This is a genomic window from Lelliottia wanjuensis (assembly GCF_030238365.1).
GTDB lineage: Bacteria > Pseudomonadota > Gammaproteobacteria > Enterobacterales > Enterobacteriaceae > Enterobacter > Enterobacter wanjuensis.
Genome location: NZ_JASSOT010000055.1, coordinates 111449 through 123496, shown reverse-complemented (window position 1 = coordinate 123496; position 12048 = coordinate 111449). Strand labels below are relative to the sequence as shown.

General features: G+C 47.4%; 10 protein-coding genes and 7 pseudogenes. 12 read left to right on the top strand and 5 right to left on the bottom strand.

What is annotated here, in order from left to right; all coding sequences use genetic code 11:
- The first annotated feature begins 35 nt into the window (after positions 1-35).
- Positions 36-849, top strand: a pseudogene (locus QQF33_RS09300) (MFS transporter).
- A 77-nt stretch (positions 850-926) separates the two neighbouring features.
- Here QQF33_RS09300 and QQF33_RS09295 read toward each other — a convergent pair.
- Positions 927-1859: a LysR family transcriptional regulator gene (locus QQF33_RS09295; protein WP_285149625.1), complete on the bottom strand. Its 933-nt coding sequence runs from the start codon at positions 1857-1859 to the stop codon at positions 927-929.
- Positions 1860-1987: 128 nt separating this feature from the next.
- Between QQF33_RS09295 and QQF33_RS09290 the strand changes: the two genes are divergently transcribed.
- From QQF33_RS09290 to QQF33_RS09270, 5 genes and pseudogenes are all read left to right on the top strand, one after another.
- Positions 1988-3385 carry an amidohydrolase family protein gene (locus QQF33_RS09290; RefSeq protein ID WP_285149626.1) on the top strand — a complete coding sequence of 466 codons (1398 nt, stop codon included), beginning with the start codon at positions 1988-1990 and terminating at the stop codon, positions 3383-3385.
- A 14-nt stretch (positions 3386-3399) separates the two neighbouring features.
- Positions 3400-3867 (top strand): DMT family transporter, encoded by a 468-nt coding sequence (locus QQF33_RS09285; RefSeq protein ID WP_199982051.1) that lies wholly within the window; start codon positions 3400-3402, stop codon positions 3865-3867.
- A 57-nt stretch (positions 3868-3924) separates the two neighbouring features.
- The gene (locus QQF33_RS09280) at positions 3925-4689 is read left to right on the top strand and encodes an SMP-30/gluconolactonase/LRE family protein (RefSeq protein ID WP_285157708.1); all 765 of its coding nucleotides are present in this window, start codon (positions 3925-3927) and stop codon (positions 4687-4689) included.
- Between the two features lie 365 nt (positions 4690-5054).
- Positions 5055-5662 (top strand): annotated as a pseudogene (locus tag QQF33_RS09275) (integrase core domain-containing protein).
- A 671-nt stretch (positions 5663-6333) separates the two neighbouring features.
- Complete coding sequence (locus tag QQF33_RS09270; protein ID WP_285157707.1) at positions 6334-7341, top strand: acyltransferase family protein; 1008 nt, start codon at positions 6334-6336, stop codon at positions 7339-7341.
- 38 nt (positions 7342-7379) lie between these two features.
- Here the strand turns inward: QQF33_RS09270 and QQF33_RS09265 are convergent, their stop codons facing one another.
- The 3 genes and pseudogenes from QQF33_RS09265 to QQF33_RS09255 form a co-directional block, all read right to left on the bottom strand.
- A complete protein-coding gene (locus tag QQF33_RS09265) occupies positions 7380-7763 on the bottom strand; it encodes a hypothetical protein (RefSeq protein ID WP_285149630.1) in 384 nt (127 codons plus the stop codon).
- 114 nt (positions 7764-7877) lie between these two features.
- A pseudogene (locus QQF33_RS09260) lies at positions 7878-8793 on the bottom strand (Arm DNA-binding domain-containing protein).
- Positions 8748-8956 (bottom strand): annotated as a pseudogene (locus QQF33_RS09255) (excisionase). Before QQF33_RS09255 ends, QQF33_RS09260 begins: the two co-directional pseudogenes overlap by 46 nt.
- A gap of 595 nt (positions 8957-9551) precedes the next feature.
- On the opposite strand from QQF33_RS09255, the gene QQF33_RS09250 reads away from it, so the two are divergent.
- The gene (locus QQF33_RS09250; RefSeq protein WP_285157706.1) at positions 9552-9908 is read left to right on the top strand and encodes a D-Ala-D-Ala carboxypeptidase family metallohydrolase; all 357 of its coding nucleotides are present in this window, start codon (positions 9552-9554) and stop codon (positions 9906-9908) included.
- A gap of 68 nt (positions 9909-9976) precedes the next feature.
- Here QQF33_RS09250 and QQF33_RS09245 read toward each other — a convergent pair.
- Positions 9977-10168, bottom strand: a pseudogene (locus QQF33_RS09245) (IS3 family transposase); the annotation flags it as partial.
- Here QQF33_RS09245 and QQF33_RS09240 point away from each other — a divergent pair.
- The 5 genes and pseudogenes from QQF33_RS09240 to QQF33_RS09220 form a co-directional block, all read left to right on the top strand.
- Positions 10167-10361: pseudogene (locus QQF33_RS09240) on the top strand (putative metallopeptidase); the annotation flags it as partial. The pseudogenes QQF33_RS09245 and QQF33_RS09240 sit on opposite strands and share 2 nt — an antisense overlap.
- A 3-nt stretch (positions 10362-10364) precedes the next feature.
- Positions 10365-10526 (top strand): DUF2280 domain-containing protein, encoded by a 162-nt coding sequence (locus QQF33_RS09235; RefSeq protein ID WP_285157705.1) that lies wholly within the window; start codon positions 10365-10367, stop codon positions 10524-10526.
- Positions 10527-10754: 228 nt separating this feature from the next.
- Complete coding sequence (locus tag QQF33_RS09230; RefSeq protein ID WP_285157704.1) at positions 10755-11003, top strand: type II toxin-antitoxin system HicA family toxin; 249 nt, start codon at positions 10755-10757, stop codon at positions 11001-11003.
- Positions 10996-11391 (top strand): type II toxin-antitoxin system HicB family antitoxin, encoded by a 396-nt coding sequence (locus QQF33_RS09225; protein ID WP_285157703.1) that lies wholly within the window; start codon positions 10996-10998, stop codon positions 11389-11391. Before QQF33_RS09230 ends, QQF33_RS09225 begins: the two co-directional genes overlap by 8 nt.
- Positions 11378-11755 (top strand): annotated as a pseudogene (locus tag QQF33_RS09220) (IS3 family transposase); the annotation flags it as partial. The gene QQF33_RS09225 and the pseudogene QQF33_RS09220, both read left to right, overlap by 14 nt.
- Positions 11756-12048 lie beyond the last annotated feature (293 nt).

Here is a 12048-nt window from a genome sequence, read left to right as displayed (position 1 = left end):
TAAAGTCTTTCTTTTTTCCAGAGAAAGCAAAATTTATGTCCCACACGACGAACAAGTGGTCTTCAGTCATACTTGTGACCGGCATCCTTTTTATCGCCATTAACCTGCGTGTTCCTTTTACCGCTATCGCACCCGTTTTAGAGTCTATTCGCCATGGTTTTGGGCTAAGTATCACAGCCGTTGGGTTGCTTAACTCGCTACCTTTACTGGCCTTTGCCGCCTTTTCTCCCCTGAGCGCATCCATCTCCCGCAAGTACGGCCTGGAACGCACCCTTTTTGGTGCTCTGGCAGTGATTTCTGCAGGCATCCTGCTTCGCTCCACAGGCAGCGTCTGGGCGCTTTATGGCGGAACCATATTAATAGGTATCGGGATTGCTCTGGGCAATGTCCTTCTGCCAGGTCTTATCAAGCGTGACTTTTCCGGCAACGTGGCTTCCGTGACGGGGGCGTATTCCATTACCATGGGTGCCGCGGGCGCCATTGGTTCAGCCATTATCATTCCTCTGACGCAGAGCTGGGGATGGAACATCGCGTTATCTGCCGGGTATGGCGATGCTGTGGGCCGCGCTTCTCGGCTTCGGCTCAGGTGCCAGCATGATGCTGGGTCTGACATTCATCGGGCTGCGTACTAAAAACGCGGGTGATGCCGCCGCCTTGTCAGGCATGGCGCAGAGTGTCGGTTATCTGATGGCAGCGATGGGTCCGCTGTTGCTGGGCAAAGTACAGGAGTTGTCCGGAGGCTGGACGGTGCCATTACTGATGACCGCAGCAATCGCAGTCGCAGGTGCCTGCACCGGAATGGCTGCCGGACGAAACGCTCACCTGGAATCTGCACTGCAGCCGGGCTGAATTCACAGACACAGCAGGGGAACGTTCGGTTCCTCTGCTGAGGGGGTTATTAATTGTCGTACTGAAGAGCCGTCCTCTTACCGGAGCCGTCTTTTACCGGAAAGACCTTTCTCACCTGCGCCTTCGCTGAAAAGTCCGGAGATCCAGTCAGCAAAAGCACGCACGGCGGGAGAGAGAAAACGCTGATGCGGATAGAGTATCGTTACCGGCACGGAGGGGGGCTGCCAGTCTGCCAGAACCTCGATCAGTTTGCCTTGCTGCAGATTCTCCGAAATCACATTCTCAGCGAGCTGCGCCAGCCCAAAACCTTCAAGACACAGTCTGATGTAGAGTCCCGTTTCGTTAACGGCTGCATCCCCCTCAACCGGAACAGAGAAGGCCTCAGTGCCTCGTGTAAAACGCAGTTCACTAGTGCGTCTTCCAGAACCGGAAAAGTAATGTATCGCCCGATGTTGTGACAACGCTTCAGGCGTCTCAGGGACACCGAACTTCCTGAGATAGTCCGGCGAGGCGCAGGTCACCCAGCGAAACCGGCCAAGCGGACGGGCAACCAGTGTGGAGTCCGTTAATTCACCGGTTCGTATGACGCAATCCACCCCTTCCTGCACAAGATCGACCTGCCGATCGCTCACGCCAATCATCAGGTAAATATCCGGATAAAGCCGGTAAAAGTCTTTCAGGTTGGGCATGACGATGAAATGGGCGATCCCTCCAGGCATATCAACCCGCAGCCGCCCCTGAGGGCGTCTGAGGGAATCAGTCAGGCTGGATTCACTATGTTCAATCAGCGACAGGATCTCCCGGCACTGCGCCAGATACTGCAGGCCTTCAGGAGTAAGGCTGACCCGTCTTGTCGTCCGGTTAAGCAAACGCACCTGCAGGTATTTCTCCAGGTTTTTAATCGTGCTGGTGACGGTGGAAGAAGGCAGTGAAAGTGTTTCTGCCGCGCGAACAAAACTCCCGGCTTCAGCAACCCGCGTGAAAACCTGCATAGCCTGAATCCGATCCATCGTTCTGCTCCAGGTAAAAGTGAGTCTGATTATTCGAGAATTATGAATTATGAAAACACTTTACGCATCTTTTCCAGGCTAATGGTGTGGCGTATCGTTTCCTCATTGATCAGGAAAGAGGCAAGTTTATGGCCGGTTACATCAGAAATATTGTTAACAATCAAAATGTCACTTCACAGGCTACGCTGATTCGTGGCGCGACGATACTGAGCATGGATGAGAACATCGGTAATATTGAGCGTGGTGATATTCTCATCAACGGCTCAACGATTACCGCCGTGAGCCAGAACCTTGATGTGCCGGGGGCGCAAGTCATTAATGCCACCAATATGATTGCCATGCCGGGAATAGTCGATTCTCATCGTCATGCCTGGGAAGGACAGCTGCGCCGCATTAATCCAAACGCCACCTGCCTGGACGACTACAGCAACGCCACACACTTCTCGTTCGCTAAATATTACCGTCCTGCCGATATCTATATCGGTAACCTGCTGACGGCGCTGGGCGCTATTGATGCGGGCATCACCACGATGATTGATAACTCGCACAACAGCCGAACTGCAGCGCATTCCGACGCTGCAGTCGAGGCTCTGCTTGATAGCGGCATTCGCGCCATTCATGCTTCCGGCGCACCGGTTGCGGGTGAATGGGATCGTGCGCACTGGCCAGGTAACTGGCAGCGTCTGCAGGAAAAGTATTTCAGGGATAACCCTGAGGGTCTTGTGACTTTGGGGGTTATGGCTCAGCTGGAGCCAGAATTGTGGGCCGAAGCGCGCAGGTTGGGGTTGCCGATCGTGACCGAATTCTTTGGCGTTGAGATGGCCTCCGAACTTGAATCGCTGCATCAGCAGGGTCTGCTTGGCCCGGATAATATATTCAACCACTGTACATCACTGCCTGATGAAGGCTGGGAAATCCTGCGCGAAGCCGGTGTCCGGGTAAACGTCTGCCCGCGCTCAGATTCACACTACGGTATCGAAAGCGGGATGTTCGCCATTGAAGCCGCACAGCGTCATGGAATTAATCCTGGCCTGAGCGTGGACAACGAAACGTCTTACAGCACTGACATGTTTATGGAAATGCGCGTGGCGTTCTATCTGCAGCGTGTGATGGGTATGCATAAGGAACACTGCGGCGATTCAGCGCATTCGCTGACAACGCTTCCGGCTGCGCAGTTGCTTAAATCGGCAACCGTTGATGGCGCGGTTTGTGCCGGACTGCAGGACAAAACAGGGAGCCTGACGCCAGGCAAACAGGCTGACCTGGTGCTGATTAACGCCAGTGATCTTAACCTGTACCCGTCTGGAAATGCCTTTGGCACGGTGGTACATGCCGCCGAGCGCAGCAACATCGATACCGTCATGATCGGCGGGCGCATCGTTAAACAGAACGGTAAGGTGCTGGGCGTAGACAGCGAGCGACTGCGTGCGGCGATTGATGAGTCGCGTGAGCACCTGTTTGCCGCCTCTGGCAACCAGCCTGACATTTTTGCTGACGCTTTCCTGTCGCTGGAGCAGGCAGACTAACCGGGATGAAAAGCATGATTTATTACGTAATCGCGTTTGCCGCAGGTCTGGGGATCACCCTGCAGACAACCCTGAACAGCCAGCTGGCAAGGGGACTGGAAGGTGATCCGGTCACTGCGGCGCTCTTTTCCTTCACGGCGGGCGCGTTCAGTCTGGGGATTTACGCACTGCTCAGGGGCGGGCTAATGACATCGCTGGCGGCGATCCCGTCACAACCCCTCTGGAGTCTTGCGGGCGGCCTGATAGGCGCATGTGCCCTGTTCAGCTATGTAGTGCTGGCGCCGAAAATCGGATTTTCAGCTCTGCTCGGGCTGGCGATTGCCGGACAGTTACTTTCCTCTCAGATGATTGACCATTTTGGCTTGCTTGGCGCTGTGCAGCGCCCGGTTTCGTTAGTCAGGCTGGGGGGAATGGTTGTCATGCTGGTCGGACTTGCTGTCATGCTTTTCGGCGATCGGCTCTCTGCACGTTTTTTGCAGTAACTGCGTTATCCACTTTTGCCATCGTGCAGTACGATCTTTTATATCCTAAGGATTAACATGTTTTCAATTGCAGCTGATGTCAGGAATACGCTGGGAGAATGCCCGCTGTGGTGTGAAAGAACCCGCAGGCTCTACTGGACTGACATTGAAGCCAGTGAACTTCTCGCCATAGAAGAAGGTATTGATGTTGTGATGCGCTGGTCGCTGTCTGAACGTCTCGGCTCCTTTGCCCTGACTGAACAGGATCACATTCTGCTGATGGGATTCGCGACAAGGCTGGCTTTCTATGATCTCAACAGCGGATTAATTATCCCAGTGGCTGCTTCACCGGGAGACACCGGCACCCGCATAGGTGATGGACGGTGCGACCGTGCCGGTAATTTTGTCTTCGGGACGATGGATGACGATTATCCCGTTAAAGTCATCGGTAAGTTTCATCGACTCAATGCGGCAACGCTGACTGTTGAGACGCTTGCATTGCCCGATGTCGCTATACCGAACAGCATCTGTTTCAGCCCCGATGGTAGCACGCTCTATTACTGTGACTCGCTGCAGGGTCGGATTATGTGCTGCGATTACCTCTCGCTGCAAAACCAGCGCGTGTTCACCAAAATCGAAGGCGACGGCGCACCTGATGGTTCCTGCATTGATGCGCAGGGCTATCTGTGGAACGCAGAATGGGGCGGCAGTCGGGTTGTCCGATACAGTCCGGGGGGAGAAATACACAGCATTCTTTCTGCTCCAGCCCTCCAGACAACCTGCCCGGTGCTTGGTGGTTCGTCACTCCATACACTTTCGGTACAAAGTTTGTTTACTCAGTAAAACCAGATGCCGTGGCACCAGCCGTCAAAACGCCCCCGCCAGCGTCTGATAAATTCACTGCCGAATCATCGAGGCGATCCCCGCATTTGCCAGCCGCCCGGATGACCTGCAGATCCCTTCATCGCGTTTTATCTCAAGCGAAATCCGCCGCACAAAAGCAAAGCTGTTGAACCTGTAAAGGCCGCAGGCTGCGCCGCCACAAAAATCTTCTGTTGAGCCAGCAGCATGACTGATTTACTAAAGTGCCCAATTTGCGGCAATGCACGGGGTGATTTCGATATCACTGTGTAAGCATCCCTGTAATCCGAACCATTCACTTTTAGAGATCTTCCGACATACTGATTATGTCCCCTGAGGAGATCGCCATGCGCAAAGCCCGATTCACCGAGCACCAGATCATTACCGTACTGAAGTCCGTCGAAGCAGGCCGGACCGTCAAAGATGTCTGTCTCGAAGCGGGAATATCTGAAGCCTCGTACTACAACTGAAAAGCAAAGAGTGGCGGGATGGAGGCTTCAGATATCAAAAAGATGAAAGACTTTGAGGACGAAAACCGTCGTCTCAAACAGATGTTTGCCGATCTCAGCCTTGAATGCCGGGCCCTGAAAGACGTTATCTCAAAAAAGCTTTAAAACCAGCGATAAAGCGGAAGTTCGTCAGCTATCTGACGGCACAATTTGGCATGAGCATCCGCCAGGCGTGCGGGACATTATCGCTGAACAGGACGGTGTATTTTTATCAGCCCGGCAAGCCGACGCAGAATGCCTTTATCGAGCGTTTTAACCGGACGTACCGGACAGAAATCCTGGATTTTTACCTGTTCAGACCCCTGAACAAAGCACGGGAAATTACAGAGAGCTGGCTGATGGAATATAACAGCGAGCGGCCTCATGAATCCCTGAACAACCTGACGTCGGAAGAGTACCGGCTGATGGCTGAAAACCCGGAAATCTCAAAAAGTATGTGGAACTAAAATAGGTGTGCTTACATCGAATCATTTCAGTACAAGGGTTGTTTTTGACGTTAAATTGAGGTTGTGAAAGGGTAAAAAAGCCTAAGTCCTCGTACTGTAAGGCCTGCACGACATGTCAAGAATTAAGAAAAAAATTCAAAATTTGATCGAGTGCTGATTTCTTCAACGAGAGGTCTAAATTGCGCAACATGATGCTGCGCAAGCCCTGGAAGAATTGCTGGTAATTGCCGTCTTTTTAGAGTGATTGTTAGGTACAGTGCTAACTGACATGGTGTATTTTTTGTTGCGAAGAGAGGTTGCGTTAGGAGGTGAGAATTGTCTGTTGTAGCGATACCATCTCTTGCATCGCATTTAAAATGCATAAACAACAAGGGGTCGACATTTGTCGCCCCTTAAAAGGGAGGGGGATTTGAATCCGCGCCAGAAATTTCTAAACCATCTGATTTATTGGACTATTATCATTATCTTACACAGTAAGTGCATAAAAAGTGCATTCTGCAGTCCCTGCGTGGTCGTTTTAAAATGAAATACATTCATGTAAATGATGTGTTTCCAATAATTATTTAAATGGTGTATTTATTTCCGTGAGAGGAATTTGTTTCAAAAAAAACATTCAATTAACGCTGTCTTGAAGCTATATTTTTAGTGTTTTAGTTTTTTATAGGTAAAAAATGGAATTCCCAAGATATAATAACTTCAATTTTTTAAGGTTCTTTTTGGCTCTAGGTGTTATTCTGGTGCATAATGGAGGGATTACAGGTTCTGATAAGCTCGGATTTATTTTACAATTTATCAATGGAGATATTATTGTAGAATGTTTTTTTGTCATTAGTGGGTATTTAATTACAAAAAGCTACCTAAAAAAAAGGGACGGGTATTTTTACAGGCGCGGATTACGATTGTTGCCAGCTTATTATGCGTGTATGATATTTATGTTTGTCATATCAGCTTTTATATCCACGTACAGTTTTGAAAAGTTTATACTTAATCATGACATTGTTAAATACGTATTAGCAAATGTATTTTTTATAAACTTTATCCATCCTAATCTTCCTGGTGTTTTTACATTCAATCCTTTATCTGCTATTAATGGCTCTTTGTGGACACTTAAAACGGAAATAATACTCTATGTTTCTGTTCCATTTTATATATTCTTCTTTAGATATATAAAAGGTTATGTGTTTTTTATAACCATGATAGTATCTTTAGCATGGCTATATTATTTTAAAGTTGTGATTGCTACGCCGGCATCACGAACGATCGCGATGCAGTTTGTAGGCATGGCTGCATTCTTTTTTGGAGGTGCTTTATTTTCAATATATGCTTCATTATTGAAACAACTGCCTAAAATGACATTGGCATCTATTGTTTTGTATTTGATTTTTAAAGGGACGGGGTTTTCTGTCGTTGTTGAATGGGCTGTAATTGTACTTATGGTGTTGTTCTTTTGTTTATGCTTGCCATTAACTTTCATAAAAATTAATAATGATTATTCTTATGGTATGTACATATATAATTTCCCTATAATTCAAATTCTCTGTTCTTTTGGAATGTATAGAACGCAGCCTTACCTCGCATTTTTTATGTCAATATTATTGACAATGATAATGTCTTTTTTTTCATGGCATTACATTGAAAAGAGATTTTTAGCTCTTAAGGATAAAAGTAATTGGAATTAAGAAAATACCCGATATTTGTTTATCGGGTATGCGTTATTTTACGCTTGACGTATAAATACAATTTGTTCGGATGTTTTAAACGAAGTAACACCATCGCCATTTATATAGGATTGCGCACATGACATAATCAAATTTTTCTCTTTATCCATTGTTCCCGCCCAATAGTCGAAAAGAACGTCAGACCAATCATCATTTCTGTACCAGATATATATTCCTAGTCCTGCGCCTTCATTGTTTTTTACGAAGGCGTAACGAGTGTTAGCATTGTTGAGCTCTGTAGTTGTTTCACCTATAATTGTTGATTTGTTAACAAACGTTCCACTGAAATACCCTTGGGAAGAATCGCTGTAAACTATATCGAGAGTTTGATTACCATCTTCACTAACATAATTACCTGCCATGTCAATACCAGTTAATTTCATTTTTTAGCTCCTTGGATAGTTGATGCATATTAAGGACAACATTTTCTCTTTAAATTAAAAGAGAGTTTGTGTTTTTTTGAGAAAAACATTGTATATATAATGTCCTTTTTGTTTTTAATTGTTGTTAATTATTTTTATCATCGACCTTCTATCGTATTCAGCCAGGTATCGACCATAATGCCGGACCAACATTTCCGGCCTTTTATGTCCCATTTGCACGGCAAGCCAGAACAGGTTCACGTCCTGGTTAATATGGCGTATGACAAAAGTGCGGCGTGTCTGGTAGGGGTTCTCGATGAAATCGATATCGCCCCAACGCAGAGCGCACAATCCAGAGCTACGGAGGCCGGTATTGAAGCCAAAGCGGAACATGTTCTGCCATTCCTGATAAATCGCGTCCTTTTCGGCTAGTGTGAACGGGTCTATTTCATAATCATCATTATTTGGGGTGCTGTCGATCTCGTGGTATCGGCTGGCGCTTACCAGCGTTACCGGGTTGATTTGCAGTAGGCCGTCGGTCATTGCCTCATCGATGGCGCTGCGCAAAAATGATAGATGATTCCTGATCGTCTTTAGCTTGATTTTACGAGTCGATATCCAGTTTTTTAAGTACCAAAGGGGTTAGATCAGTCACCTGCAATTTATGTATTGAGGAAAACGCCTGCAGGCATTTTTCATAGCCGCTAATTGTTGAGGAGGAGAGGTTGCGGTTCTCGCAGATTTTTAAATATTCATCCAGATAGGATTTAATGATTTTAATTTTTTTACCTGTCCAAACAGTGCCAGCTTTTTGGAGCCTGGGATATATTATTGAATAATCAAATGTGACACCTGCGATTTGATTCTGAATTTCCCCCAGCAAACGTTCTGCATACTTCATGCCGCGGGGGGAAATATCCACTTTAGAAAGGGGTTCACGACACAAAACCCCTTTGAAGGCGAAAGTAATAACCAGCATTGAGCCAGTCTTGTGTTGGCGTAAAGTTACGCCTCTTGGGAGTGAGCAGGATCCTTGTTCTGCCTTGCCCACTTTGCAGCCTCCGATAAATCGATCCAACGTTCATTTACGCCATCGATTTTTAATACATGGCAGCCCTCAACCCATTGCCCCTTTGTATCCGTTTGTTTACGGCTTCGACCGTTTCACCGGAGTCCTGGCAGTATTTGGAAATTGGTACGCAATCAAGCCCCACGATTCACCTCCGCAACCGTTAAGGATCTTGATAGTGCATCTGGTTTGGCTGTTAATATTAATTATTCATGCATCTATGAAAGGTGTTTTTCATATTCATTGTTGCGCCTGAAGAATGAAAAGTAAAACATATTCAGGATATCAATCAATTGACTAAAATAACTCTTCCAATGTTTCATTTTTAAACATTGTACTCACGGTTTTTTTTTAATACTGATGCCCGCCGCTGTGCGGGCATTTTTTATGGATCAAACAAAATACCACACAAAGCAGGCTCATTCTGGGAGTGGCTCCAGCTGCTGTTTTCTACCCCTCATGAAGTCTTAGACATTGCATTAACCCTGATACTGGGCGAGCTGGGCCGCTGGTGCTTGGGTGACGGTAAATTCCGCGAGCGTCTGGGGGATCTGATTGTCTGCCTGATGTTGTTTTATTTAGTCCGGCCGTGGTTTCAACAATCCCGCCAGTTTTCGGCGTCAAGATTCTGCCTGGTGCTGTGGCAATCGCCATCGCGCTGCTGGGTAGGCACGGCGTCGGCCAGATCCTTGCTTTCTACTTTAAAAAATGAACAGGCATTAGCCTGACAGGAGAAAAGAATGGGTAATGTATCGCCGCACTTTAGCCGCAGCGAATTTGCATGTAAGTGCGGCTGTGGATTTACCGCAGTAGATGTCGAACTGCTGGATGTTCTGGAAGATGCCCGCACGCACTTCGGCGCGGCTATCACTCTCGATTGTGCCTGCCGCTGCGCGAAACACAATGCGGAAGTAGGCGGCGTCCCTGATAGCCAGCACCTGCAGGGCATTGCTGCAGACATCAAAGTGGCCGGTTACTCTCCGGCGGCCGTCGCTGATTACTTCGAGAGTCAGTACCAGAATAAATACGGTGTGGGGCGTTATAGCTCGTTCACGCATATCGATGTTCGGCCGGGTCCGGCACGCTGGAACGGTTAACGCCACCCGATTAAAAATTAACAGCCTCGCAAAAAATGGACTGACCCCATAAAGTTGGACAGTTCATGTTAATCGGCTATCGGGGTCTGAGTTCGGTATTCTACCGGACTCAGGCCTTTTAATTTTAGGCTGGTCCGCTCGTTGTTATAGTAATGGATATAGTTCTCTATCGCCTTCCTCAGTTCATTCAGATTGCTGAACCTGTTCAGGTAAAAACACTCCGATTTCAGTGTGCCGAAGAAGTTCTCCATCACCGCGTTAGAGCATGAGCTTTATCACATTGTTCAGTCTGTTGATGAATTTGGCGCGCCGAAATTTAATCGAGATACTGGCATGCCCACACTGACGTTGCGCGGCCATGATGTGGAAGAATTTGTAGGTGTTGTACGGCGCTATGGTGCCAGGGCATGTGGAACATGCATATTAAAGATAGTCAGGTTTGGACGAGATTAATAAATGGCCGCTCTTAAATCAGAGGTGAGAGCCTATATCGTTCAGATGGTTGCTTGCTCTGACTCCCCATCTCAGGTGATAGAGTCCATCCAAAAAGAGTTTGGGATGCAGCCAGTACGCCGAAACAGGGTCCAATCTGATGTCTCGCATTCACAATGCCGGTAATAGGACTGGCATTGTGAAGTTCGGTGTTTTTTGGAATTAGTTCTCTTTGCCTTGCAATTAGAATTGCTGCCTAAGCCTTGAATGCTATCCTCCTTTCTGGTGCTATTTCTGCGTCGTTCGTATGCAATACAATCTGTTCCAAGTGCCGAGACTCTCACACTTCTTTGTTGGACCGTGCTCTGCAACTGATTTTCAGTTGCTATTGAATGGTGAAGGGATATACTTCAAATGAGTAAAAAAGAGAAGTTGAGGGAGCGTCTGGGCCTGCTTCCGAAAGATTTTACATGGGATGAGCTTGTCATACTGCTGGAGCAGTATGGTTTTGAAATGCTCACCGGATCAGGTTCCAGAAGAAAATTTACCAATTGCGATGGGAGGCTGGTGGCTTTCCATCGTCCGCATCCCGGTAATATCGTTAAAGGGTACGTACTCAAGGAAGTGAAAAACCTTTTAGATGAGATAGATAGCTATGATTAACACGCTGAATTATAAAGGTTATTTTGGGAGCGTCGAAGTTTCTATGGAGGATGAGACCCTTCATGGAAAGATTCAATGCGTAAACGACATTGTAACCTATGAGGCGGAAACCCCAGGGGGATTAAAAGCCGCCTTTGAAGAAGCTGTAGATGATTATCTTGAAACATGCCAGCAACTTGGTAAGTCGCCCGATAAGCCTATGAGCGGAACCTTCAATGTTCGAATTGGGCCGGAGTTACACAAAAAGGCATTTCTTGCTGCTGCTGCCGATAAGACAACCCTTAACGACTATGTTCGCAAGGCTATTGAAGAAAAAACCGCAGGTAAAAAGGAGTTCCACTTCCATATCGAAAAAACAGAGACAATGGAACTGTTATCAAGTGGATAACCGGCCAAGTTATCAGATGGTCGACCTGATGCTGACAAAAGCGACAAGGCGACTTGGAGAGGATGAAAATCCTGTGCTGCACTCGGATCAGGGCTGGCAGTATCAGTCAGGCCATTATCAGCGAAAGCTTGAGCAGTATGGCATCACTCCGAGCATGTCACGAAAGGGGAACTGCTATGACAATGCGGTGATTGAAAGCTTTTTTGGGACGTTGAAAACAGAGTGCTGTAGAGGTAAAAATTATACCGATATCGACAATCTGATGGCTGATATTGATAAGTACATTCACTATTACAACCACGAACGCATCAAACTTAAACTAAACGGCCTGAGTCCAGTACAATACCGAACACAGGCTATATAGCCCGCTAAGAAAACTGTCCAACTTTAAGGGGTCAGTTCACCTGGCGGGTTTTTTTACACCCGACTTGACCCCATGCCCACAGATGATGCTGTATATATGCAGTTAATTAAGGGCAAAGGCGATGGCGGAAAAGACGCGAAATACAGATCATCTATCGTGGGCTGCAGCCTGAATACTATCACCCCGGCGAATGGGTATGCTGTGCGAATGCTCCGTGCGGGAAGGATTGTTTCACGGCGCGCGTGATAAACGGCGACCTACTGCGTCAAAAAAGTTTGTGCATCCATCTGTAG